Consider the following 24,092-nt stretch of genomic DNA (forward strand, 5'->3'; position numbering starts at 1 on the left):
ACTTGTCGTCACCATCAGCCAAATGGATAGCTCTAGTTTTCATGATCCATCAGCCAGCTGGCTCGGCTTAAGCCATAGACGGCATGATCTACCACTTTACCATTGAGATTCTCTTTTCGAGTGATAATGCCTTCAAGTGTAAAACCTAAACGCTCACAAACAGATCGGCTTGACTGATTTTCCTCTGCTGCGGAAATCTGCACTTTCTCCATATCAAAATCGGTAAAAGCCAACTCAATCAGCTTAGCAACCGACTTCGTGACAATGCCTTTTTTCTGATAATCCTTACTGAGCCAGTAACCGATCTCCACCCGCTTGAGACTATGGTCAATTGTATTGAAACCAATATTGCCGACCACTTCGCCTTCAAACAACATAGCACAACTTAACGACTTACCATCTGCGTAATCGTGAAGAGCTTGTTTAATAAAAGTGAGGAAAAAATCCTCACTGTGCGCATGAGGTGGCCATGCCAACCACTGCCCAAGATAGTCACGTTGCTGCGTGACTATCCGTAGATACGCTTTAGCGAACTTGGGGTGAACAAGCGCTAACTCTAATCCTTTTTCTACTTCTAGTGAAAACATAGCTTCTCTTTAGTTTTACTTAATCCTTAGAACATACAGCTTCAGCTGACTCGGGTGTCTAATTCCGCTATAAAGCGTTTTAAATGATTTGTCGCGCTTTTGTTTAAATCACACGATTTAATCATATTGATCTATTCGCTCGAAAGACTATAATTCTATTGTACTTTCAAATATGAGAATTGAACATGAACACATTAACAGCAAATGATGCTAAACGAAATTTTGGGGAGTTACTTATGAGTGCCCAACGAGGGCCCGTGAAGATTAGCAAGAACAACAAAGATGCTGTAGTTGTAATGTCTATCAGAGACTATGAAGAGCTTGAAGCGATGAAGGTGGAATACCTAAAACATTGCTTTGAATCTGCCAAAGAAGACTTGGCTAAAGGCAATGTCGTTGACGGTCAAAGCTTTTTAAGTACGCTATAATTATTGATATGCAGAGCAAAGAATACAAACTGAGTAGCTTGGCTCAACAACACCTACGTAAAATTAGACACTATACTATCGATAATTTTTCCGAATCGCAGTGGGAAAAATATAGAGAAACCCTCTTATCTGGTTTTCAGATGTTAGCGGATAACCCTGGATTAGGCAGAAGCTGTGACGAGATATACCTCAATGGCTTTTATTTCCCTATTGGTAAGCACAATGCTTATTTCATCAAGGAGAGTGGTTTCATTTTAGTTGTTGCCGTTTTAGGCCAGTCACAACTACCGCAAAATCACCTCAAATAGACCTTAATTCATCCTAAGAGTTAATACTTTACTTTCTGGCTTTGAGATCCCAAATAAGCCAGTTCGACAAAACGAAGTTGCGCGACTTTATGGAATTTCAGAGTCAGTAAAAAATACCTTCTCATATATCCAAAAAACCAATCTATGCCTTACGATAAAAATCGTCTTGCTAAACCAGTATTAAACAAAATGAAGGAGACGTTTGGGCGAAAGCCCGATAAGAGACCTTTTGGTAATTTTTATGGCTCTGGATAAAAGTTACCCGCTCAGCAGAGCGGAATAAGCTAGCAGCTCAAAACCAGTGAGAGGAGGTTAGTCATCAAATTTAAAAAGGACAGGGGGCCACAAAGGCTACCCAAGCCTTGGTAAACGGATGTCGAAATTCTAAGCGATAAGCATGCAATAACAAGCGAGGGTCATTTGCATACTCTGGGTCGTAGAATTCGTCGCCGATGATCGAGTGCCCTAGGCTTTGCATATGGACGCGCAATTGGTGAGAACGGCCGGTAAAAGGCACGAGTCGAACGCGAGTCGTGTTGTCTTCATAGGCGATTTTTTCCCAATAGGTAATGGAGTCTTTGCTCCATTCGTCGGTACAGACAATTTGTCTGGGGCGGTTGGGCCAATCGCAGCGTAGTGGTTTGCGCACTTCGCCGCGTTCACCAAGAAGATGACCGCGCAGGGTAGCACGGTATTCCTTTTTAACGTCCCGTTCGCGAAAGTGGGCGTACATTCGCTTTTGGCATTCGTGAGTTTTAGCGACCAGAATTAAGCCAGAAGTGGCTTCGTCTAAGCGGTGAATAGCGAATGCCTCGCCAAACTGCAATTCGGCTCTATGTAATATAGAGTCTAGCTTATCTGGGCCCCGACCGGGCACAGATAAGCAGTTAGCAGGTTTGTTGATGACGGCGAACCAATCGTCTTCGTAGAGTATCTCTAACACAGACGATTATTCCGGTTTGGTGGTCAAGATGATACGAATGGCATCTAAGCGGATTTGATGCTCGTCGATACGAGTTAAACCTTCTTGCATGTTTGTTTCAAGACGCTGGATATCGTCTTCTGTAATGGCATCGTTAAAGGCTTTTAGCTCGCCCAAACGCTCAATTTCATTTTGGCAGCGGTGTTGGTAAGACACTTTCGCAGCTTGCACGATAGGACGTGCTTGATCTTGTGCATTGAGTTGATGAGCTTGTAGCACTTCAATCAAGTTAGAGCGAAGTGCAGCTACCCATTGTTCGGCGACACGATTGGGGACGCCTTTGAGTTTTTCTGCCCATTTATCCGCAGTAAACTGTTGATGTAGGAACTTTCCATTGGAATCGGACAATTGCCACATAGGTGTCATGGGGAGCGATTGCGCGAGTTTCAGGCGCGGATGAGCCGTCGCTTCAATGACGAACATACTTTCTACCAACACCGTGCCTTCTGGTAGGGCGGCGATGGGTAAGATGGCAGACGTCAGTTTGCCAGAATCAAAGCCTTGTACTTCATCCATTAGCATGGTGATCAGCGGATGCTCCCAGGTGGCAAAGGCGACATCTTCGCGCTGACTTGCTTGACGACGATTTAACATGAGCGTTTTGCCTTCTTCTTCGATACCAGGGAGGGCTTCTAGCATCATGTCGGTAGAGGGGCGAATAAACCAAGCGCTTTCATCTGGGTCACTGTTGATGCATTCCGCATGAATATTAAAGGCATGGGTGACATCTTCAATATAGTGATGCAGGCCGTGAATTGCTTGCTCGTTGATCTGTTGGATCAAAGCGCGAGCTTGTTCTGGACGGCACGAGCTCATTTCTAATAGGCGATTACGGCCTTCTTCCATTTGCTGTAATAGCGCTTCATGGTAGACCTTGGCTTCGTCCAGTAAGCTGAGATCGTCGTCTTCTCCTCGTAAGTAAGCGTGCAGGGTTTCACGGAAGGCTTCTTCTACTTTATCGCCCGCACTGGTTGTGCGACAAAAAGCATTAAGAGCGTTATGGAACCAATGGAATAAGCGTTCCTGAACGCTATTGGACAGGTAAGGGACGTGGATTTGCACGTCATGAAGTTGTCCAAGACGATCCAAGCGACCAATTCGCTGTTCTAACAAGTCGGGGTGTTCTGGCAGATCGTACATGACGATATGATGGCTAAACTGGAAGTTACGCCCTTCGGATCCAATTTCTGAACAGACAAGAATTTGTGCCCCTTCTTCGTCGGCAAAGTAAGCCGCTGCACGATCACGGTGGATTAGTGGCATCTGCTCGTGGAAATCGGCACTTTGGAAGCCAGCAAAGGTGAGCTGATCATTGAGCCATTGGGCCATATCAGCGGTGTGACAAATCACCAGTATTTTATCGGCCTGACATTCTAGGAATTCTTTTAGCCAAACCCAGCGAGGGTCGAGTTCCCAGAGTCCGTCTTGCACATCGGTCTCGGGCTGAACATGGTGGTTGGCAGAAGCAAAGTGCTCGTTGTTGTCGAGCGGATAAGCGTGCAGGTAACGATTTGGAAAACCGCCCACGGCAGCCCGTGTATTGCGGAACATTTCGCGGCCCGTGCCATGACGGTCAATCAGCCAGCTAATGGCTTCTTGTGCCCCATTCATCCGTGCTTCACCGCTTTGATCTAGATTGGCAAACCACTCTTTCGATTTAACCTGATCTAAATAGGGGGCGAAGGCGTTATCCCAGTCTATTGACAGGTCACTGTTTTCTTCTTCCGTTAGAGGGAGCAACATTTCAGCCAGTTCGGCCGCTTGTTTAAACTCTTTTTGCTGAGCCTGGTATTGTTCAAAGTCGTGGTAACGATCTGCATCCAATAACTGCAAACGAGAAAAGTGTTCTCGCTCACCGGTTTGTTCTGGTGTGGCGCTTAGCAGCAATAGGGATTCCGTTGTTGCCGCGAGACGGGCAACCACTTGGTAGCTAATACTGGGTGTTTCTGGGTGCCAAGCCAAGTGGTGAGCTTCGTCGACAATCACCATATCCCATTCTGCTTCTAGCATGTGTTGTGTCGCATGTAGATGCTGGCTGGCCCAATCAATTGGGGCGATAACAAAGGGTTGCTGCTCAAATGGATTGTCATCGCCTTCCATGAAATCTTCGTAGACGGCTTCATTGATCAAACTAAAGGGCTGATGAAAACGGCGTAGCATTTCGACCAACCATTGATGTTGTAGATTGGTGGGGGTCAAAATTAAGGCGCGTTTGCAAAGGCCGTTTAATAAACGCTGATGTAAAATCAAACCCGCCTCTAGGGTTTTCCCCATACCAACTTCATCACACAACAAAGCACGCGCTTTTGGACGATTAGCAATATCGTGTGCTAGGTAAATCTGGTGTGGTAGCAGTTCGGCTTTCAAGCCCATTAAGCCACGCACAGGAGAGGCGGCGTTGTCGGCTTGGTGTTCTAGTGTATGGCGGCGTAGGTCGAACCACATACGGCGTGCAGGTGATAAAGACAGAATATAGTCCAATTCGTTTTTGTCATTACGTGGGAATTGGATGACAGACTCTTCTAACCAGTCATCGTCGTCGCTGATACGATACTCCACCAGTCCGTCGATCTCTTCTACTTCCAATATCGTGAAGGTTTCATCCTGAAAAGAAAGTTGATCCCCTGGGGTTAAAGTGCGGCGCACAAGACTGGTTTGGTCATTTGAGTATTGGCGATCCGTTTCCGCATCGGGAAAATGCAATAAAAAGGATTTGCTTTGTCTTTCTGTGATTATACCGACGCCCAGATCAGGTTCGTTGCGGCTGCTCCATCTTTGTCCAATTTTGTACATAGTTACTCTTTGTCCGATTCGATTAATGTTAGGCTGCCTTGGCATAAATCTGTTAGCGTTTGCTTTTGTTCAGGCCAAGTTCGTTCAATAACGGCGAGGTCCATGACAATATTGTCACTAAACGTTTTGTTGTTTATCTCGATATCACTTTGTTCTAGCCAGTATTCAACCTTGCCCAGTAAAGGGTAGGAGATAACTAATTGCACAGGTGAACGCGGATAAATGTTTTCATATTCTGTTTGGCTGAGTGCTTCTTGTACGGCTTGACTATACGCTCGCACAAGGCCACCAGCGCCTAATTTGATACCACCAAAATAGCGGGTAACGACAACGGTGGTTTCACCAAAACTGGAGTGCTGTAAGACGTTTAACATGGGTTTGCCCGCTGTGCCTTTAGGCTCGCCATCGTCGCTTTGATCCCACAGGTGTGCGTTGTTTGGAGCGCCTGCAACAAATGCCCAACAGTGATGGTTGGCATCTGGGTAGCGCTGGCGTATTTCATCAAGAAAGGTTTTCGCCGCTTCACGGCCTTTGGTCCGGCTGACCGTGGTAATAAACTGGCTATTTTTAATTTCAAGATCAAAGCGTTGTGTGTGTGTTGGGCTTAAGTAGTAATCCATGTAAACTGGCTTAATTCTTGTTTTCTCTATAAAAATAGTGGGTTTTATTTTCTATGTCAGATTGGCTTTGGCAATCCGTTTTGGTGTTATCGGGCTTTTGCATCGGCGCCCTGTTGGTTTCTTGTGTTGCTGGCTACATTGTACAGGCTATGCGTCGCCAGTGGCACCTCACTCAAGCAAAAATGCAGCAACAAAATGATGAATTAGTGAGACTTTTGGAACAATCTAAGGATCATATTCATTATTTAGAGAAAGAATCTCTGACTTTAGAGCAGCAGTTTGCTGCGGCACAGACAGTATGGCAGGAAAAAGAGTCCTTCTATCGTGAGCAAAAGCGCCAAAATGAGACAGAGTTTAAGCAGTTAGCGCACGAGATCATGATGCAGCAGGGACAACATTTAGCAAAGGAAAATGAGCGTCAACTAGGGTCGTTATTACAGCCTTTGGGGTCGCAGATTCAAAAATTTCAGGAGCGTGTGGATAAGAGTTATCAAGAAGAGGCGCGGGAACGCTTTTCATTGGTGAAAGAAATAAAAAGCTTGCAACAACTGAATCAGAAAATTAGCGATGATGCGGTCAGTTTGACGTCCGCCTTGAAAGGACAGAACAAGCTACAAGGTGGTTGGGGAGAGGTGATTCTTGAGCGCATCTTAGAAAAGTCCGGTCTTGAGAAAGGCCGAGAATACGAGGTTCAAGTCTCTCTTCAATCGGAGACAGGGCGACGTTTACAACCGGATGTGGTGATTTATTTGCCCGAAGGTAAGCAAATTGTCGTGGATTCGAAGATGGTATTGGTCAGTTATTTGGCCTATATGGAGGCGGAAACCGAGGAGGAGCGTAATCGAGCCTTGAAACAGCATATGGATGCCGTACGTCGCCATATGAAGGAGTTGAGTGCCAAGGCGTATCATGAATTGCCAGGAATCACCTCGCTGGATTTCGTGCTTTTGTTTATTCCAATTGAGGCGGCTTTTGGTCTAGCGTTACAAGGTGATAACGGCTTATTCAGTGAGGCGTTTGAGCATAATATTATTATCGTCGGACCCTCCAACTTGTTGGCAACACTTCGTACTATTCAAAATATTTGGCGCAACGAAAAACAAAGTCAGAATGCCATTGAAATTGCTCGTCAAGCGGGGGCAATGTATGACAAATTTGTCGGTTTTGTTCAGGATATGGACGATATCGGCGGTAAAATTGATGCGCTAAATCGCAGCCATGATTCGGCGCTGAAGAAGCTCACACTGGGACGTGGTAATTTGTTAGCTCGTGCTGAGAAGTTAAAACAGATGGGAGCGAAAACAACCAAATCCTTGCCAGAAGGACATCTTAATAAAGAAGACACTTTGCCTATAGAAGGACCCGATGAAGAGGAATTTTACGAAGAAGAGGGGTTGTCGTCGATAGAGGACGGTGCCTCTGAGCAAACACAGCCCCATCACACTTTTACGGCTGAGTCTGAATTTGAAAGGGGCAAGTAACCTTAGGTAGAACTTGCTCGTACTGTCACGAGCAAGGTTTTCTGTTTAGTGGTTCTGTTCTAAGCCTTACGTGCTTCTATTTGTTCGCTTCCGGTGATTGCCACAATACTGTTACCTTGTTGCCATATGGTGCTGCTTGCATGTCTAGGTAAATAGCCTGGGTAATGTGATGAAGTTGACGTCCTTCTGGAACCTTATCAAGTAAGCCAATCAGTTCAATGTCTAGACCGTCGGACAGATAATGCAGCTTAGTGTGTTCAATATCTAAGTAGTCCTTATGTTGGCGCAGTAAAAAGCCCAGGTCTGCCATGATTTGATGACGAGCAGGCAAATTTAAATGAGGTGGTTTTTTATTGTCGGTATTTTGAAAACTATCGGTTTGAACTTTATCGTCCGTATCGATATGTACCATAACATCCGCCACTTGAGGGTGAGCTTTTTGGATGGTGTAAGCGACCAAATCCCCAAGGTAATGACCTTCACTAACACTGGCGTAGCTTGGTACATGTATGTGCATGTCCAAGTAAATTTTGCCAGCCATGGAACGTGCTCGCACGTCGTGTGGCGCCATGACGTTTTTTAAGCTGTTTGCTGTGTCTTTTATTTGTGCGATGAGTTTAGGGTCGGGGGCTGTGTCCACTAATTCAGCGAGATTTTCCCAAATCATTTCTACGGCCATTTTACCGATCAGTAACGCCACAACGATGGAAGCGACCATATCGGCCCAAGCATAGCCAAAGTACACGCCGATTAAACCGATTAACACCGCTACGGAAGATAGGGCATCACTGCGACTGTGCCAAGCATTGGCAATCAGCAATTTGCTTTGAATCTTTTCACCTGCGCTTTTGGTGTAGTGAAAGATAATCTCTTTAACGACAATTGTGGTAAGCAGTGCGGCTAATCCGTACCAAGTAAACTCGGCCTTAGTGTGCGAGCTGATGGACTCATAGCCAATGCCAAACGCCACGACGATCAGCACGATACCGAGAAAGACAGTGGTAACGGTTTCAAAGCGTAGATGGCCGTATGGATGGTTTTCGTCTGGACCTTGGCGTGCGTTTGATGAGGCAAAATAGACAAACACATCGGTGACTAAGTCAGATAAGGAGTGAATGCCATCGGCGATTAAGGCCTGTGATTGTGAGAAGTATCCAGCGATGATTTTGGCGATGCCAAGCAGACAATCCCAGACGGCACCGATGAGTGTGACGCGCTTAGCAATGCTCTGTTCTTGCAATAATTCTGACATAGATTATCCATGTAGATCGGTTGACAAATAGGCTGAGTGAGTAGCATTCCGTCGTGAACAGTATGGCGATTTGGTGTATTTTTTTGCAAATAGCCATGATGTCTAGCTTGGCGAATGTTCTCCCCAACCTTATCCACGAAATCTGTGGAAAAGGTTGGGCAGGTCAGTAATCACCTAGTCTCGTGGAATTTCAAACCATAAGCAGAATGAATCAAAAAACTCTCTCATGGTCAATGACATAAGGGAAAAATTTGCATCCATGTCTGATAATCCACCACCTTGGGAGTCGTTAAAAGCGGCTTCTTTCAAGGCGTCGTCGAATTTTATCTTACGCAGTGTTAAGTCTTCGTGAAGCACAAAACTTAATTTATCTGACCAGCGTAGGGCGAGACTTTTAACGGCCATGCCGTTCTCAAGGTGGCGAGTTACATCTTCAGACAAGGGCTCTAGCGCTTTAAAGCGAATAGTGGCTTTGTCTTCTGAACTGTCTTGAATCTCGCATTCATCGCCTGTTTCTAGGCTGGCTGGAACCGCATTGGTTGTCAGCCACTCCGTCATTAAGGAGGCAGGAGAGACTTGTGCTTGCAATGGTGTCATTGGGAAACTGCCCAAGGTGGTTTGCAAGTGTTTAAACAGCTGTTCAGTCATGCTGGCATTGGTGCTGTTGAGAACTAGGATTTTAGCTTGTAAATCAATGTAAGCCCAAATATCAGTACGTTTAGAAAAGGCTTTAGGGCGAAGGGTAAAAACCAGTTCGTCTTTCATGTCGGACTTTTCTTTACGACCGACTTTGCGACCTTCGATTAATTCCACCTCAGCCACTTTAGCTTCCAGCTCTTCACGAACCACCGCAGAGGGTAGGACTTTTTCTTCCTTTCCAGCACGGAATAATAGGCAACGGTCACTGGCCAGGCTCCATTGTTCACTGTTTCGAATCAGTGGCAACCAGCCGAAGGAAAACTCTTCTTGTGATCCACATTCTTTTAACGGAAATTCAGGGATTTTGTCGATAAGCTCATTGGTATCCAGTGATTCTGTGTCTTTTAGCTGAAATATTTGGGCGTTTTTGAACCACATAAATTAGTCTCTCACGGCTTCTTTAAAATGTTTACGGCACACAGAAAGATAGCGGTCATTGCCGCCAATTTCTACTTGGGCACCTTCTTTTACTGGGATGCCTTGTGCATCAAGACGAATCACCATGGTGGCTTTGCTGCCGCAATGGCAAACGGTTTTTAATTCTATCAGTTTATCTGACCAAGCGAGGAGAGCTTGGCTGCCTTCGAACAGCTCACCTTTAAAATCGGTGCGAATCCCAAAGGCGAGCACAGGAATATTAAGTTCATCGACTACATCGCTAAGGGCCTGAACCTGTTGTTTACTGAGAAACTGAGCCTCATCGATTAATACGCAACTCAATGGCCGCTCTTGGTGTGTGCGCTGGATCTGAGACCATAAATCAGACTTTTGATTGAACACAGCTGCGTCGGCTTGAATACCAATACGCGACGCAATTTGACCTTGTTCATAGCGGTCATCGATGGCGGCGGTTAATAGCATGACTTGCATTCCCCGCTCTTGGTAGTTGTGCGCAGATTGCAAGAGAATGGTTGATTTGCCTGCGTTCATCGCAGAATAATAAAAATACAGTTTGGCCATGGATCGTCAGTCGTTTTCGTCTTGTTTAGTGGGCGATGGAGTATAACAAACAGCGAGGCTGAATCCGCTGCTATGCGTAAAAAAGTAACGTAAAAGTTATTCAGCGATTTGCTGTATGACTTGTTCGTTGAGTGTCGCTGTTTTATCGGTTTTGCTCTTTTTTTCGTTGTTTTTTTTGGCTTTACTGAGTTTTGCCTTAGAAAAAGACAAAGCAACCTGCATCGTAAGCCATTCTGCACGCTTTACCTCATTTAATTCACACAATTGATCCAACTTGTCGATGGTGTCTTGATCGATGACCAGCTCCAAACGTTTGAACCCCAGTGCTTTCTCTTTTTCTCTCTGAATACGCTTATTTCGTTTTAATTGATCTTTTCGATTGAGAGGCTGCTTTCTCGGGCGTCCTCGTGAAGAGCCGAACAAGTCAATGGTATTACGATCGGACGACGCTTTTGCCATGCTTCTACTTCATTCATTTTTGGGTGGTTGCTGTGTGTATGATTGTTTAACGATTGACGCAAAGACGCAAACACCGGACGTTAAACATTGGGTCGCTATTATCTTTTAATTTGTCATCTAAGGCAAAAGTCGTCGCCAAACAAACGAGCGGGATGGTCATAAAGAAACCCAGCATATCAATAATAAAAAGGCAGTCCGAATAACAGACTGCCTTTGATAAGCCCTTTGTTGCTAAGTTTAAGCGTTAACTTCGCGAGTAATGTTAGTTGTTGCTCGCTTGTTTTGCTTGGGCTTGTTTTTCTTGGGCTTCTTTAGCCGCTTGTTGGTTGATAGCGATAAAGTCCAGCAAGATATTAGACGCTTCTCGTGCGTAAGGGTCACGTTTGTCTTTTTTGGAATCGATATCATCGAGGGATTTCACAGGTTTTAAGCCCAAGGCTTTACGACGTGTGTTTTCGATGTTTAGATCCTGTTTTTTAATCGCAGCTTCTTCTGCCTCACGTGTTTTCTCGTTTAAAGAAATTACTTTGTAGCGTTTTTCCTGCTCTTTATACGCTTTGATCTGATCCTCAAGGGCGATAAAGTCTGGATCATGCTTGATTCGCTCTTCATGACGTTTTTCTAGAAGCGGATCATACGCTGCCATGTCCCAGTAAGTTGGGTAGCGAGTGGCGTGAATCTTATCCCAAGGTAGTGGGTTTTTCAGCGCGCTTTCACCAATCTTTTTAGTATCGATTAAAGAAGGGAAGGCGATGTCGGGAATAACCCCACGGTGCTGCGTACTTTCGCCAGACACGCGGTAGAATTTGGCTTGGGTGACTTTCAGCTGGCCTTTATCCATGTCTTGTAGGACTTGGACGGTGCCTTTACCAAAAGTGCGGCTACCAATAATGAGTGCACGTCCATAATCTTTTAATGCACCTGCCACAATTTCAGAGGCCGATGCGCTCATGCGGTTTGTTAAAACAGCCATTGGGCCACCGTAAGCGATTTTGCCATCGGTGTCACCCAGTACGGTGACGTGACCGTTTTTATCACGGATTTGGACGATCGGACCAGCAGGAATGAATAGCCCAGCAATACCAACGGCTTCTTGCAGAGAGCCACCGCCATTGTTACGCAGATCCAAAATTAACCCGACAATGCCTTCTTTCTTCAATTCCTCAATAAGCTTCCTCGTGTCACGGGTTGAGCTCTTATAGTTTTTATCGCCCGCTTGGATGGCGGCAAAATCCGAGTAGAAAGTTGGAAGGTGGATGATACCTATTTTATAGGTTTTACCGTCGCGTTTGACATCAATGATGTCTTTTTTGGCAGACTGGTCTTCCAGTTTCACTTTTTCGCGGACAATGGTGATGATTTTACTGGCCTGGCTGCCTTTGCTTGGAATGATTTCCAATCTTACTTTAGTGCCTTTAGGGCCTCGGATCATGTCTACCACATCGTCAAGACGCATACCAACCACGTCTACCATGGGTTTACCTTCTTGGCCCACAGCTATGATTTTATCGTTCGGTGCTAATTTGGTTTGTTTAGCCGCTGGTCCGCCAGGAATCAGACGAACAATCTTGGTGTAGTCATCATCGCCTTGAAGAACCGCACCAATACCATCTAAGGACAGGCTCATATTGATGTTGAACGTCTCAGAAGCACGTGGTGCAAAGTAGCTTGTGTGAGGATCGAGGGTGGCAGTAATCGCGTTAGCAAAAATTTGAAAGACGTCTGTCGAGTCGGTTTGATCAAGGTGATGAAGCTGATTTTTATAACGGCGAGTTAAGGTTTTGACGATTTTATTGTTGTCATCGCCATTCATTTTTAATGTCAGAGCGCTGTTCTTGATACGTTTATACCAATACGCATTCAGCTCTTTTTCGGTTTTTGCCCATTTGCGTTTATCGGGGTCGTTCGAGAGTGTTTCGTTTTTGGTATAGTTGAAGTGTTTAACCATGTCCGGAATGTGTTTTTCTAGATAGTTCAAACGGTTATCAACACGCTTTTGGTATAGATTGTAAATCGTGTAAGCGACTTGTGTGTTGCCTTCGCGTAGGGCGTCATCAAAGCTGTCTTTGTAGCGAGATAGCGACTTGACATCGCTTTCTAAGAAAAAGCTTTTTGTTGGATCTAAATCATCAATATAATACTTGAATGCCATTTCCGAGATTCGATTGTCGATTATCGGTTTGCTATAGTGTTCGGTTTCAAGTTTGTTAAACAGTTGCTTTGCTACTTCATTGTATACTGGTAGAGGCTTCAGTTCTGTATAAGCAGAAGCTTGCACTGACACAAAGAGAAAAGCTGTTAATAGGCAAGACAAAAGGCGTTTATAATTCATCCGGTGTGGGTTCTCTTAGTCTGTTTTACGTCATTGATCAAAATCATATTAGACACGGAGCAGTAAGGCTAGCCTATCCGCTAATAAAGTCACTTTTTTTTAAGGTATTGTCCTTTAGAGAATTTATGCAACATTCTAGTTTTAATCAGTCACTGTTATCTTTTCTTCAGTCTTCTACCACTCCTTTTCACGCTACTGACAGTATGAGACAAGGGTTACTTGAGAATGGTTTTATTGAGCTATTTGAGCAAGACGACTGGTCTATCGATTTAGGCGGAAAATACTTTGTTACTCGTAACGAGTCTTCTTTGATTGCGTTTACTATGCCACATCAGAATGTTAACCGAACTGGTTGGCGTATGATAGGGGCTCATACAGACAGCCCATGTTTGAAGTTGAAACCCAATGCCCATGTTAAGCGCCATGGTTATCATCAGTTAGGTGTGGAAGTGTACGGTGGTGCTTTGCTGCATACCTGGCTGGATCGAGATTTATCGCTTGCTGGCCGTGTTACTTTTAAAACCAACAGTGGCGACATTGTAAGTCGTCTGATTGATTTTAAAGAGCCGATTGCTGTAGTGCCGAATTTGGCCATTCATCTTAATCGTCAGGCCAATGAAGGGTTTAAGGTGAATCCTCAAGAAGAGCTTTTGCCGATTTTATGTGGTGTTGATCAAGAGTTGGATTTTCACATTTTGTTGGCTCAGCAGTTGGAAAACCAGTACCCGAAGTCTGATGTCGCGTCGATTTTAGACTTTGAGTTGAGTTTATACGATACGCAGCCGCCTGCTTTGGTGGGATTGCATAAAGAATTCATCTGTTCCGCGCGTTTAGATAATTTATTGAGTTGTTTTGTTGGTATGAAAGCCTTGTTGGATTCTCAAGAGGCTTGTCCGAGTTTGTTGGTTTGTACCGATCATGAGGAAGTGGGCAGTATGTCAGCTTGTGGGGCAAATGGCCCCTTCCTAGAAGATGTGCTGCGCCGTTTGTCTCCAACCACTGAGCATTTTGTGCAGTCTATTCAGCGTTCTATGATGATTTCGGCAGACAATGCCCATGCATTGCACCCTAATTATGCTAGTAAGCACGATGGCAACCATGCTCCAAGCATTAACCATGGTGCTGTTATCAAAGTGAATAGTAATCAGCGTTATGCGACAAATAGTGAAACCGCTAGTATTTATCGTGATATTGCCGCTGAAGAGGGCTTTGAAGTACAAAGTTTTGTTGTCCGTAGTGACATGGCCTGTGGGACTACCATTGGACCTATTACGTCGGGAGAAATCGGTGTGCCAACCTTAGACATCGGGTTGCCAACATTCGGTATGCATTCGATTCGCGAATTAGCGGGCAGCCATGATGCCTATGGCTTGTACAAGGTATTGGCTCGCTTTACGGGACGTAAAGAGTTGATTGCTAAATAAGCGGATTTGATCCACTAAACCATAATGTATAAAAAAACGCCGCAGAAATGATTTTGCGGCGTTTTTTTTGTTTACTTAGTAAAGCGAGGCTTTATACATTATCGCTTGCTGATGTCTATTTTAGACTAGAAGGGTCTTCTACTAACCATTTATCAAGCGAAACGATTTTGCTTTCGTTCAGATCACCCACGGCTTCATCTAGCGTCAATTTTTGGATCACGAAGTTGTAACGGTATTTTTGGTAATCACTGATCGCTGTGTATAAGTTGGATTGTGCTTGTAGTAGCTCAACAAGGTTACGAGTTCCTACTTCATAGCCTGCTCTGCTGGCTTGTAGTGCACTGCGACGAGACTTAATAAGCTCTTTCTGTGCTTTAACTTGAGCCACCGACGTTTGCAGTTTTAAGAAGGTATTGCGGATATTCAGTTCAATGCTTTGTAATTGGCTAGCTCGATTCTCGATGGCAGCATTCGCTTGCTCTGACGCTTGGCGTACAGAGGCGTTGATGGCGCCGCCTGAGTAAAGAGGGATGCTGACTTGCAAGCCAACAGAAGAGGTATTGGTTGCGCCATTCGGTGATTGAACACTTTCAGGGTCGTTATTGGCATCGCTACGAGAAATAGAGCCGACAAGACTCACTACTGGCGTACGGCCGCTGGCTTTTTTCAGGTCAATATTGTTTTGTGCTTTCTCAACAGCAATATCTAAAATGTGGAGTTCTTTGTTATTTTTGATCGCTTTTTGAATCAGTTCGTCAACCGTGATGTTGGGATCCAGCTTGATAGGGTAGTCTTTGGACAGTTCAGGAATGTCAGTAATGACTTTGCCGGTACGTTGCAGCAAGGCTTTTTGTGCATAAGCAACGTCCGACCTAGCGGTCAGCTCTTGTACTTTTACTGCATCGTAGCCCGCTTTGGCGTCTTGTAAATCGGTAATGGATTTTAAGCCCACATCATATTGCTTCTGTGTTTGATCTAGCTGACTTTTGGTGCTTTTTACTTGTGCTTCGGTTGTCTCAAGAGTGGCTTGAGCAATTAATAAGTTAAAAAACTCCGTCATGGTGGTCAGTACCAAGTTTTCCTTGGTGTTGTCATAACTCACGCCGGCGCTTTGGTAACCAAGTTCGGTGTTTTTAACGCCATAGTTAAGGGCAGGTGAGTAGATTGGATAGCTTAGATCTAATCCGACGCTGTTTGAGCGAGTATCTACAGTATTGCCAGAAGGTGGGTTGGTTTTAGCATACCCAAGACTGCCAGTCGCTTTGATGCTTGGGTAGAGGTTGCCTTTAGTGACTGTAACTTGTTCTTTATCGGCTCGGTAAGTGGCTTCAGCGGCGCGAAGACCTGGATCATGGCTCAGAGCAAGTTTATAGACGTCATACAGACCTTCTGCATGAGAAGCGGTACTGCTTAAAGTGGCAACGGTAATCAGAGATGTAATAATATGCTTTTTCATGGAATTTAGTAGGCTCGTAGTATGAAATACAGTTATATTATCCTAAGCAATCATAAGATGGCAGGGGCGAAATAGTATATCTATTATTACCCATCACCATATCATGAAGTGATACCACAATTAATCGATCAATATGCGATATTGTGAGGACTTTTTGAAGTATATAAGGTTGTTGTCCGTTTCTTTTTAGAATTTTACTCATTGATCTTAACAGTATAGAGAATCGTTTTGGATTCCTTTGCTGTTAAGGTTCCGGTCAATTGAACACTGTTTGCGCTGTGTTTTTTAATCTTTCCGGTTGATGGGGTTGCTTCTTCCACGTTGTTAATGACTCCTTGTGTGTGTTGTGTTAGTAAAAATAATTTGGGCTCATTGGAATGATTTTTAAGAGTGAGTTTCCACTTTTGTGTGGTTGGCAGTTTTCTTGATGAGGCGTGAATCAATGTCAACTGACCCGTTATATCAAGATTGTTATTGGTGGTGACATGAAGTGTTTGCTTGGCTCGGGCCAACGGGATTGAGACGGTATCACCTGGAATCAAAAGACCGTCTCGTTGCCAATAGGTTTGGTAGATACCGGGTAAGCTTGCTTGCTTAAGCTTAAACGTCAAATTGTTGTGAAATCGCAGCTCTGTTGTGTCAGCCATTGCGGTGTTATAAACAGTCGCTTCGCTGACGCTTCTATCAATGCTAACCGTCTCTCTACTAATTTGTGTGAGTAAATGGGTGTTGGCAGGTAATGTAAGCTTCTTAATTGGATAAGTCACTTCGCTATCTGAATAATCCACGTGTTTATCTGTACTGGCATTCATCATTAAGGTGGGACTGCGCTCAGTTTTAAATAGAGGCACTTTTGAGTGGGCATAATGCAACAGACTGTTTGTAAGCGTGATGTTATTCGTCGAGTGGTTTTCAATGTTTGCCATATTAATAATGGAAATGTGATCTTTATTGATGATCAACACTCGTTTGGGTGACCAGCTCAGTTCATTAGACTGATAGCTTATTTTGCCTCGATAACGGTCTTCCTTTGTGACTGGATCGTGAGGGTTTTGCAGTGGAATGAGGTAAAAATCATTAATAGGCAGTTGGGCTTTGTGGCCCTCCATGTCTAACGTAAAGGTTAGGTGGTTGGTATTTATCTTAGTGAGCTTGCCCGTGTAGGAAAGAGCGCGTCGTTTGTTATCTACCCGTACCGTTTGACCAAGCGATTTGGACCAATTAGGTAGGTTTGATTGAATGGGTTGAATAATAGGGTGAAAATTCTCGTCCAAAGGGAGCAATGAACCCGCAATTGGGTTAAGGGATAGACCCGATGAGTTTTGCGTGTTTTCTGTCACTTGACTCTTGTTAAGACCAATGACCGCCCTTAGAGGCTCCGAAATGGCGTTCGTTGTTCCTAGTGTCAGTAGTGAAGTGATACCTAAAACAATGACTTGCTTCTTCATAAGTTCCTTCTTGTTTGCTTCTATGGTTCATGGACTTATTAGGTAAGAGGTCGTGCTCAAATGCAGAGCGTGCTAACCTTGCCCTCGTAAATAGTAACGACTTTGTGGATAAGATAAAGGGTTTGGCGTGGAAAAGCGATTATTGATTGTCGATGGTTTAAACCTGATTCGACGCCTGTATGCTGCACTTGAGTCTGAGCAAGACGTGGTTAGGCGTATAGAGAGAACGCAAAGTATTAGTATTGATGCTTTAGCGAAGTTAATGCAGCAGTTTTCTCCCTCCCATGTGGTGGTTGTGTTTGATTCCAGTGGAAAAACTTGGCGGCACACACTTTATCCAGAGTATAAGCTGGGGCGTGTGCCGATGGATGATGCTTTGCTTGATTCGCTCAATGGGTTTGCTAAGGTGTTTCGATATAACGGCATCCATTGTCTTCGTTTGGCAGGTTGGGAAGCGGACGATGTCATTGCGACGCTGGCGTTTAAATCTGCTAAGCAAGGGGTGAAATCCTATATTGTTTCGACGGACAAAGGTTTTACACAGCTATTAGATAACGAGTTTATTTTGCAATACGACTATTTTGCTAAGCTGGGTTATGACAAAGTTTGGGTGCCTGGCAAATATGGAGTTGAGTCGTCTATGTTGACGGATTATTGGGCATTGGTTGGAGATACGACCAATCGGGTGCCGGGAGTGAAAGGGATTGGTCCAAAAACAGCACTCTCTGTAATGGAAAAGCATGGGACCATTGAAGAAATATACAACCACTTAGAGGATTACTCAGCGCGTATTCAAAGTCTTCTTTCAGGAGGATACGAACAATGCCTGTTATCGCGTCAGCTTGTGGCATTAAGGGTGGATGTTAATATCGGTGTGCGCCTTTCGCAGTTAGCCTATCTTCCGTAATGGACCTTCCTTGCTTGAATTGGGTCACTTTCCCTTTCTATCACTAGCAGATTATGCAGATAGAAGGGATGTTTTACTGTCATCAAACTTCTGATCATAAAAGATATTAAATCACCCTTACTCCTTGGAGTTAAGGGGATTATAATGGTCGCATTTTTCACGAACCGGATAAAAGAGATCATTATGTCTGAGGTAAGAACACGTATTGCGCCCTCGCCAACTGGAGACCCTCATGTAGGTACGGCTTATATTGCTTTGTTTAATATGGCCTTTGCCAAAAAAATGGGTGGCAAGTTTATTTTACGTATTGAAGATACTGACCAAGCACGTAGTACACCGGAATCTGAGAAAATGATCTTAGACGCGTTACATTGGTTAGGTCTTGATTGGTCGGAAGGACCTGATATAGGCGGTCCATATGGCCCTTATCGCCAGAGTGAGCGTGGCGATATCTATGGTCAATATGCCCATGAGTTAGTGAAAAAAGGTCATGCCTTTTATGCATTTGAAACAGCAGAAGAGCTGGAGCAAATGCGCGCTGAACAAAAAGAACAAGGTTTGATGCAAAAATACGATGGCCGTGCGCTATTGCTGAGTGAGGAAGAGGTTCAAGCAAAATTAGCGGCTGGTGTGCCTTATGTTGTACGCATGAAGATTCCAGAAGAGGGAACCTGTGTAGTACAAGACATGTTACGAGGCTCAATAGAGATCGATTGGGCGCAGGTCGATATGCAAGTGCTTTTAAAAGCAGATGGCATGCCGACTTACCACTTGGCAAATGTAGTGGATGATCACTTGATGAAGATCACCCATGTTATTCGTGGGGAAGAATGGATTAACTCTGCACCTAAGCATATTTTGCTGTACCAATACTTTGGCTGGGAAATGCCGACACTTTGTCATATGCCATTGTTGCGTAACCCTGATAAGTCGAAATTATCTAAGCGTAAAAACCCAACCAGTATTTTGTATTATCAACGCATGGGCTATATGGCGGAAGCGGTCATTAACTATCTTGGACGTATGGGATGGTCCATGCCGGATGAACGTGAAAAGTTCTCTTTAGAGGAGATGATTGAGCACTTTGATATTCAGCGCGTTTCTTTGGGTGGCCCCGTTTTTGATGTTGAAAAATTGAGTTGGCTAAATGGCGTGTGGATTCGTGAAGATCTTACACCAGAGGCTTTTGCTCAAAAGTACGTTGAGTGGGCATTAAATCCTGAGTATTTAATGAAGATCTTACCCTTGATTATCCCTCGTGTGGAAACTTTCTCCGATGTGGCTGATGTTGCTGGCTTCTTTTTGAAAGGTATGTTGCCCATTACGAAAGAAGACTTTGAGTCCGTAAAGATGGAAGAAGAGACATTACGTAAAGCCATGCGGTTTGCCTTGTGGAAACTAGAAGCATTAAAGACTTGGAATAAAGATGCCATTTTTAATGAACTGAAAACATTAGCTCAAGCTATGGATATTAAACCGAAGGATTTTTTTGCTCCTATATTTGTGGCTATTTCAGGTACGACGGCGTCGGTTTCGGTGTTTGATTCTATGGATATCCTTGGCTCAGATATTTCTCGAGCTCGTATGCGTACGGCGGTCAATGTGCTGGGTGGCCCCTCTAAAAAAGAAGCAAAGCGCTGGGAAAAAGAATACGCCGCTTTGTGATTTAATCCTTGATGCTAGAATTGTAGAGGTTTAGATAACAAAAAGCCGATCTGATGATCGGCTTTTATGTGTGCACTACTGTTTTAGGTATGTACTGTTTTAGGCGTTTGACGGCTCTACTATTGGGGCATATTCAACTGCTTTTTTTCGTCGTAAAAACGCGAGTTTTACTATCTAAGTTAGCAACATGATCATGAATTTCTCGTGTGTTGCCTTCAATATTAACGATGTAACTGTTGTCGCGTTGTAATTGTTGGGCTATACGGTCCATTTCCTCACTCATGTGCACGGCTGTCTTTGCCACTTCCTGAATGGATTGCGCCATATCAACAGAAGAGTGAGAACTGGTCTGAGCATTTTTTTCAATCTCTTGAATGGCTACTTCGGCCTTTCCACTTAATTCTTCAATGGCATGTAGGCTTTCTTGACCACTTTCCATGGTGGAAATGGCCGACTGTGTGGAACTTTGGATGGTGTTTACAATATCCGTAATGCTGGATGTTGCTTCAACCGTTTTTTCCGCCAAGGAACGCACTTCATCCGCCACCACTGAGAAGCCTCGGCCCGCTTCGCCCGCCCGGGCGGCTTCAATCGCGGCGTTCAGAGCGAGTAGGTTGGTTTGGTTGGCAAGGTCATTGATCATGCCAATGACATTGTCGATGTCTTTCGATAATTTTCCGAGTTCGTTCAGCTGTGTACTCGTTTCATTGACGATCGAAATGGTATTGGCCAAATTCGATATAGTTGATTTGATTGTATTCGCGCCTACCTTAGCGGAGTCGTAAGTATTTTTAGATTGGGCGCTGAGTTCCTCTGTGGTATTGGAAATACTGTGGATTGTAGTAGAGATTTCCTCTGTTGCAGCAGCAAGGGAATTGGTTTGCTCGCTGACAGAACGGTTGCTGCCTGCAATGTTTTGAATGGACTCATTGAGTTCGGTTATCATGCTGGCTACTTCTGCGGAAGTGCCAACAACGTCTCCAATGACGGAACCAAGGCCGTCTGTCATTTCATTCACTGAGCCACAAAGCGAATCAAATTCGTCATTGCGTTTAGTATTGATGGGTAGTTGAGCGGTAAGGTCCCCGCTTTTGACCTTGACTAGATCTCGAATGATTTGATTAAGGGTTTTGTTCACACTGCGACCAATGCCGAGTAGCAGTAATCCCGATGAAACGGCCACCCCAATACTGACAATAATTAACAGTACGACAGCTTGTTGTGAACTGGCGTCGGCTTTATTTCGAGCGTCAGAGACGGCTTTTTGAAGAAATTTTGCCGCATTCAGGCGCGAATTATTAAGCGATTTGCTGTTTTTCTCATAATCTGCTTGGAGTTTGTTGAGTTTATTAGTTGCCTTATCAAAGGTGTTTACGGAATTTATATATGCTTGAATTTGATCATTAAACCGCTCTTTTAGACCAAAATTATTGACTCGGGTTTCGAATTTAGCGAATTTACTGAGGAAGACGGCTTTGTTAGCGGCTGTTGGTTCAAAAATAAAGTTTTTCTCCGCTTCCCTCACGGGCAAAAACTCTTGCTTAATGAGGCTAAGAAACGAAATTTCATCCGTTAGTTTCTGCCCGTTATTTGAAATGTCACCTTTGAGACCTGAGCTACTATTAAAACCGACCAATTTCTTTTGTGCAATCAATGCAACCAGCGCGGTGTTATAATCTGTAAATGCACTTTTTACCTTGCCTAATAAGGACTTAGCGGCAGGAGAAGAAGCATTATTTATATCAAATGAAAGTTCAGAAGACGCTGACTTATATTCTTTTTCTACCCCATTTAAGAAGCTTTTGTATGACTTATCGTTGAGATTATCGATCTGTTCATACTGTTGTAATAGTGTAATAACAAGAGAGTCTAAATTTTTGTCGATACTAGTGAGGACTTCGAAACGTTGGGAGGCGTTATTCTGTGTATTAATGCCATACAATGCAACGGTTGTAACGGCAGCAAAGCCAATGATTGTGGCGGATAACAAGCAGATGAGCTTAGAACGGAAGCTGAGGTTTGCCAACATATGAGATACCTGCATACATTTTATTATTTGGAAAAATATTTTTTATGTCTAACATGACGTGCCAATTTATTTCAATCGTAAGTTATTAATCCTTATCGGGAACAGCTCTAATCTTCATTCTATGTTTAGTTTGTCTCGAAAAGCAAATTATTCGTAAGCATTTGTTAAAACTGTAATAAAATATAGTCTTTATTGGGCGAATTTGTCACGATAAATCTTCTTTTGATGGGAAATTTGAAGGTAAAGGGTCGATTTGTTGGTCTAAATATCGTGGGGGCTTAACCAAATGTCAGTGAGTGTGTTTCCTACAAAGGTAATGCTTCCTGGGTATCTTGAGCGTCCAGTTGAACTGAATTCAAATTGATAAGATCGCTGAATATTGGGTTGACCACGTTGCCATGTGATTTTCCAGCGGTTTCCAGAGACGCTATCATCCAGTAACTGTAGATTGTGCTTTGCACAATGCTGCTTAGCGAGGCGGATAGCTTGCTCGTGCACCGCGCTGTTGCGCCACCACCCCCAGATGAGAGTGATCAAAAGCAGTATAAAGGCAATATCAGACAGGTTGAAATTCATGGTGTCTCTATTAACGAAAGGGGATTCCATCTTATCGAAATTATCGACAAAAAGAAATTCGTGACCGCCCCCAAGCAGGAGAGAAAAAGAGGGCGGTCACGCGCTTCACACCGAAGAGCTTGGTGATAAATATCCCACCTGTTATTGACGCATTTGGCCATTCGGGGCAGCGAATGAGCAGTCGTCCAAATGCTGTTGAGTTGCCGATAACAGGTGGACCAGTCAGTGATATTTATTCCATCAATAGTGCTCTTTCAGCGTAAAGTTGTATGACCCACTGTTCAATTCGTTGATCAGTGAGTTCAAATTGTTGGTCTTCATCAATGGCTAAACCGACGAAATGCCTTTTATCTTCCGTACAGGCTTGAGAGGCTTCAAATTCATAGCCTTCTGTTGGCCACTGGCCAATAAACGTCGCACCAGTGGGTTGTAACTTGTTATATAGCCATCCCATTGCATCCAAAAAATAGTCGGCATAGCCAAATTGATCACCTAACCCATATAGTGCAATGGTTTTATCAGCAAGAGGCAAGGTGCTTAATGTGTCAGTTAGTTCCTCCCAGTCGGACTGAATCCCTCCAAAGTCCCAAGTTGGAATGCCTAAAATGAGCGTTGAATACATTTCAAAGACACTTAAATCAACGTCTTTAATGTTATAGATAGCAATGTTTTCGTCTAAGTCTTCCCACTGTTTAGCAATTTTAATACCTACTTCTTCGGTGTTGTTGGTATCTGTGCCATAAATCAGTGCAATGGATGATGTGTTCATTAGTGTTTATTTTCCTATTGCCTAATGTATTTGTCCGTAATGCTGGCTGCTAATGCCAAAGTGTTGAATAAAAATGGCTTCGAATTGGGCTTCGGAAAAGCCACTATCGGCAACAATGCTGGTTTTGGCATTAGGATTTTTGCGTAGCTGTTCGGCAGCGTATTGTATGCGGCGGTGCTCGCTATAGCTTGAGATGGATTGGCCGACAAGATAATGAAAACCGAGTGTAAGCGCTTCCTCGTTAAGACCAACTTGGTGAGCAAGGAGTTGAGGTTTTAGATTTAAATTCTTGGGTACTTCAAGCAAGTTTTGTGCATGGAAAATTTTGCTTTGGCAGTCGTTGCATTGAGCAATATGCTTAAGCATCTTTAATTGTTCTATAAGGGTAAAAATACAGGCATAGGCATGTCCAGTGAGGCTTAGGTTCTGTCCTGTGTGCGCTAACATAGCTTGCCATACAGTTTTACTCGTGTCGGTGACGGGTAGATTGACTGTATTGTCTTGTGCTTCTAGCGCATGGAAAAGACAACTAAAGTATTGAAGGGTTTGATCTTCTGTTTCTCCCAAAGCGTGCGCTAATTGTTCGGGGAGAATATGCATTTGAATCAGTGATTTTTGATCGCCTTGTGCTAGATAAAAATCCCCCGCCCAATTTTTAGGTAAATAACTTATGCTGATAGAATGAATGTCGTTTGTGGTTTTAATCGGCTCATCACTGATAATGGTGAAATAGAGTCCACGCTTTGCTTGTTCGGACAGGATGCAATCTTGCTGACAAGTAATGTGCTGCTCAATTAACTCTAGATTGGGCATTAGGGCAATATGGCGTTTATAGCCAGATATCACTGATGCGTAGTGGTCTTTTATATCGCCTTGGTGGTTGTAGGCATGATGAAGATCAATTTGCATTGTTTGCC

The 24,092-nt window shown here is 44.0% G+C and carries 21 protein-coding genes; 6 read left to right on the forward strand and 15 right to left on the reverse strand.

Annotation, left to right across the window (positions count from 1 at the left end; translation table 11 throughout):
* Positions 1–32 precede the first annotated feature (32 nt).
* The gene (locus tag AC0VYG_RS08455; RefSeq protein WP_475431871.1) at positions 33–587 is read right to left on the reverse strand and encodes a GNAT family N-acetyltransferase; all 555 of its coding nucleotides are present in this window, start codon (positions 585–587) and stop codon (positions 33–35) included.
* A 185-nt stretch (positions 588–772) separates the two neighbouring features.
* Between AC0VYG_RS08455 and AC0VYG_RS08460 the strand changes: the two genes are divergently transcribed.
* Positions 773–1,015 (forward strand): type II toxin-antitoxin system Phd/YefM family antitoxin, encoded by a 243-nt coding sequence (locus AC0VYG_RS08460; RefSeq protein WP_475431872.1) that lies wholly within the window; start codon positions 773–775, stop codon positions 1,013–1,015.
* A gap of 8 nt (positions 1,016–1,023) precedes the next feature.
* The gene (locus AC0VYG_RS08465; RefSeq protein ID WP_475431873.1) at positions 1,024–1,323 is read left to right on the forward strand and encodes a type II toxin-antitoxin system RelE/ParE family toxin; all 300 of its coding nucleotides are present in this window, start codon (positions 1,024–1,026) and stop codon (positions 1,321–1,323) included.
* 325 nt (positions 1,324–1,648) lie between these two features.
* Here AC0VYG_RS08465 and AC0VYG_RS08470 read toward each other — a convergent pair whose 3' ends face one another.
* The 3 genes from AC0VYG_RS08470 to AC0VYG_RS08480 are packed head-to-tail and all read right to left on the reverse strand — an operon-like array spanning position 1,649 to position 5,718.
* Positions 1,649–2,266, reverse strand: a complete 618-nt coding sequence (locus AC0VYG_RS08470; RefSeq protein WP_475431874.1) for an RluA family pseudouridine synthase — start codon at positions 2,264–2,266, stop codon at positions 1,649–1,651.
* A 6-nt stretch (positions 2,267–2,272) separates the two neighbouring features.
* Positions 2,273–5,098 carry an RNA polymerase-associated protein RapA gene (gene rapA, locus AC0VYG_RS08475; protein ID WP_475431875.1) on the reverse strand — a complete coding sequence of 942 codons (2,826 nt, stop codon included), beginning with the start codon at positions 5,096–5,098 and terminating at the stop codon, positions 2,273–2,275.
* A gap of 2 nt (positions 5,099–5,100) precedes the next feature.
* The gene (locus tag AC0VYG_RS08480) at positions 5,101–5,718 is read right to left on the reverse strand and encodes a YigZ family protein (protein WP_475431876.1); all 618 of its coding nucleotides are present in this window, start codon (positions 5,716–5,718) and stop codon (positions 5,101–5,103) included.
* Positions 5,719–5,771: 53 nt separating this feature from the next.
* Here AC0VYG_RS08480 and AC0VYG_RS08485 point away from each other — a divergent pair, with 53 nt between their 5' ends.
* Positions 5,772–7,199: a DNA recombination protein RmuC gene (locus AC0VYG_RS08485; protein ID WP_475431877.1), complete on the forward strand. Its 1,428-nt coding sequence runs from the start codon at positions 5,772–5,774 to the stop codon at positions 7,197–7,199.
* A gap of 76 nt (positions 7,200–7,275) precedes the next feature.
* Here the strand turns inward: AC0VYG_RS08485 and AC0VYG_RS08490 are convergent, their stop codons facing one another.
* The 5 genes from AC0VYG_RS08490 to AC0VYG_RS08510 all read right to left on the reverse strand — a co-directional run bounded on the left by AC0VYG_RS08490 (position 7,276) and on the right by AC0VYG_RS08510 (position 12,901).
* Entirely contained in the window at positions 7,276–8,451 is a 1,176-nt protein-coding gene (locus tag AC0VYG_RS08490) for a cation diffusion facilitator family transporter (protein WP_475431878.1), read from the reverse strand.
* Between the two features lie 174 nt (positions 8,452–8,625).
* A complete protein-coding gene (locus tag AC0VYG_RS08495) occupies positions 8,626–9,528 on the reverse strand; it encodes a recombination-associated protein RdgC (protein WP_475431879.1) in 903 nt (300 codons plus the stop codon).
* Positions 9,529–9,531: 3 nt separating this feature from the next.
* The gene (locus AC0VYG_RS08500) at positions 9,532–10,110 is read right to left on the reverse strand and encodes a thymidine kinase (protein WP_475431880.1); all 579 of its coding nucleotides are present in this window, start codon (positions 10,108–10,110) and stop codon (positions 9,532–9,534) included.
* A 96-nt stretch (positions 10,111–10,206) separates the two neighbouring features.
* Positions 10,207–10,569 carry a LexA regulated protein gene (gene ybfE, locus AC0VYG_RS08505; protein ID WP_475431881.1) on the reverse strand — a complete coding sequence of 121 codons (363 nt, stop codon included), beginning with the start codon at positions 10,567–10,569 and terminating at the stop codon, positions 10,207–10,209.
* A gap of 262 nt (positions 10,570–10,831) precedes the next feature.
* Positions 10,832–12,901 (reverse strand): carboxy terminal-processing peptidase, encoded by a 2,070-nt coding sequence (locus tag AC0VYG_RS08510; protein ID WP_475431882.1) that lies wholly within the window; start codon positions 12,899–12,901, stop codon positions 10,832–10,834.
* A gap of 125 nt (positions 12,902–13,026) precedes the next feature.
* Here AC0VYG_RS08510 and AC0VYG_RS08515 point away from each other — a divergent pair, with 125 nt between their 5' ends.
* A complete protein-coding gene (locus tag AC0VYG_RS08515) occupies positions 13,027–14,325 on the forward strand; it encodes a M18 family aminopeptidase (RefSeq protein ID WP_475431883.1) in 1,299 nt (432 codons plus the stop codon).
* Between the two features lie 115 nt (positions 14,326–14,440).
* Here AC0VYG_RS08515 and AC0VYG_RS08520 read toward each other — a convergent pair whose 3' ends face one another.
* Positions 14,441–15,781 (reverse strand): TolC family outer membrane protein, encoded by a 1,341-nt coding sequence (locus AC0VYG_RS08520; RefSeq protein ID WP_475431884.1) that lies wholly within the window; start codon positions 15,779–15,781, stop codon positions 14,441–14,443.
* A 194-nt stretch (positions 15,782–15,975) separates the two neighbouring features.
* Complete coding sequence (locus AC0VYG_RS08525; RefSeq protein WP_475431885.1) at positions 15,976–17,229, reverse strand: hypothetical protein; 1,254 nt, start codon at positions 17,227–17,229, stop codon at positions 15,976–15,978.
* Positions 17,230–17,356: 127 nt separating this feature from the next.
* Here AC0VYG_RS08525 and xni point away from each other — a divergent pair, with 127 nt between their 5' ends.
* Together xni and gltX are read left to right on the forward strand one after the other, a co-directional pair.
* Complete coding sequence (gene xni / locus AC0VYG_RS08530) at positions 17,357–18,136, forward strand: flap endonuclease Xni (RefSeq protein WP_475431886.1); 780 nt, start codon at positions 17,357–17,359, stop codon at positions 18,134–18,136.
* Between the two features lie 183 nt (positions 18,137–18,319).
* Positions 18,320–19,801: a glutamate--tRNA ligase gene (gene gltX, locus AC0VYG_RS08535; RefSeq protein WP_475431887.1), complete on the forward strand. Its 1,482-nt coding sequence runs from the start codon at positions 18,320–18,322 to the stop codon at positions 19,799–19,801.
* Positions 19,802–19,934: 133 nt separating this feature from the next.
* On the opposite strand, the gene AC0VYG_RS08540 is transcribed toward gltX, so the two are convergent.
* From AC0VYG_RS08540 to AC0VYG_RS08555, 4 genes are all read right to left on the reverse strand, one after another.
* The gene (locus AC0VYG_RS08540; RefSeq protein ID WP_475431888.1) at positions 19,935–21,830 is read right to left on the reverse strand and encodes a methyl-accepting chemotaxis protein; all 1,896 of its coding nucleotides are present in this window, start codon (positions 21,828–21,830) and stop codon (positions 19,935–19,937) included.
* A 261-nt stretch (positions 21,831–22,091) separates the two neighbouring features.
* A complete protein-coding gene (locus tag AC0VYG_RS08545) occupies positions 22,092–22,406 on the reverse strand; it encodes a DUF3301 domain-containing protein (protein WP_475431889.1) in 315 nt (104 codons plus the stop codon).
* A 232-nt stretch (positions 22,407–22,638) separates the two neighbouring features.
* Positions 22,639–23,175, reverse strand: a complete 537-nt coding sequence (locus AC0VYG_RS08550; RefSeq protein ID WP_475431890.1) for a flavodoxin — start codon at positions 23,173–23,175, stop codon at positions 22,639–22,641.
* A 21-nt stretch (positions 23,176–23,196) separates the two neighbouring features.
* Complete coding sequence (locus AC0VYG_RS08555) at positions 23,197–24,084, reverse strand: helix-turn-helix transcriptional regulator (protein WP_475431891.1); 888 nt, start codon at positions 24,082–24,084, stop codon at positions 23,197–23,199.
* Positions 24,085–24,092 lie beyond the last annotated feature (8 nt).

The organism is Marinomonas sp. 63XJN7_7_ISO-PGPR-S23-202 (genome assembly GCF_056173505.1).

Excerpts from the sequence above, each read along its gene's own strand:
- AC0VYG_RS08455 (WP_475431871.1), bottom strand. The coding sequence starts at position 587 with ATGTTTTCACTAGAAGTAGAAAAAGGATTAGAGTTAGCGCTTGTTCAC.
- AC0VYG_RS08465 (WP_475431873.1), top strand. The coding sequence starts at position 1,024 with ATGCAGAGCAAAGAATACAAACTGAGTAGCTTGGCTCAACAACACCTA.
- AC0VYG_RS08555 (WP_475431891.1), bottom strand. The coding sequence starts at position 24,084 with ATGCAAATTGATCTTCATCATGCCTACAACCACCAAGGCGATATAAAA.
- AC0VYG_RS08510 (WP_475431882.1), bottom strand. The coding sequence starts at position 12,901 with ATGAATTATAAACGCCTTTTGTCTTGCCTATTAACAGCTTTTCTCTTT.
- AC0VYG_RS08550 (WP_475431890.1), bottom strand. The coding sequence starts at position 23,175 with ATGAACACATCATCCATTGCACTGATTTATGGCACAGATACCAACAAC.
- ybfE (WP_475431881.1), bottom strand. The coding sequence starts at position 10,569 with ATGGCAAAAGCGTCGTCCGATCGTAATACCATTGACTTGTTCGGCTCT.
- AC0VYG_RS08460 (WP_475431872.1), top strand. The coding sequence starts at position 773 with ATGAACACATTAACAGCAAATGATGCTAAACGAAATTTTGGGGAGTTA.
- AC0VYG_RS08480 (WP_475431876.1), bottom strand. The coding sequence starts at position 5,718 with ATGGATTACTACTTAAGCCCAACACACACACAACGCTTTGATCTTGAA.
- AC0VYG_RS08525 (WP_475431885.1), bottom strand. The coding sequence starts at position 17,229 with ATGAAGAAGCAAGTCATTGTTTTAGGTATCACTTCACTACTGACACTA.
- AC0VYG_RS08540 (WP_475431888.1), bottom strand. The coding sequence starts at position 21,830 with ATGTTGGCAAACCTCAGCTTCCGTTCTAAGCTCATCTGCTTGTTATCC.
- AC0VYG_RS08500 (WP_475431880.1), bottom strand. The coding sequence starts at position 10,110 with ATGGCCAAACTGTATTTTTATTATTCTGCGATGAACGCAGGCAAATCA.
- AC0VYG_RS08515 (WP_475431883.1), top strand. The coding sequence starts at position 13,027 with ATGCAACATTCTAGTTTTAATCAGTCACTGTTATCTTTTCTTCAGTCT.
- AC0VYG_RS08520 (WP_475431884.1), bottom strand. The coding sequence starts at position 15,781 with ATGAAAAAGCATATTATTACATCTCTGATTACCGTTGCCACTTTAAGC.
- rapA (WP_475431875.1), bottom strand. The coding sequence starts at position 5,098 with ATGTACAAAATTGGACAAAGATGGAGCAGCCGCAACGAACCTGATCTG.
- AC0VYG_RS08485 (WP_475431877.1), top strand. The coding sequence starts at position 5,772 with ATGTCAGATTGGCTTTGGCAATCCGTTTTGGTGTTATCGGGCTTTTGC.
- AC0VYG_RS08495 (WP_475431879.1), bottom strand. The coding sequence starts at position 9,528 with ATGTGGTTCAAAAACGCCCAAATATTTCAGCTAAAAGACACAGAATCA.
- AC0VYG_RS08490 (WP_475431878.1), bottom strand. The coding sequence starts at position 8,451 with ATGTCAGAATTATTGCAAGAACAGAGCATTGCTAAGCGCGTCACACTC.
- gltX (WP_475431887.1), top strand. The coding sequence starts at position 18,320 with ATGTCTGAGGTAAGAACACGTATTGCGCCCTCGCCAACTGGAGACCCT.
- AC0VYG_RS08545 (WP_475431889.1), bottom strand. The coding sequence starts at position 22,406 with ATGAATTTCAACCTGTCTGATATTGCCTTTATACTGCTTTTGATCACT.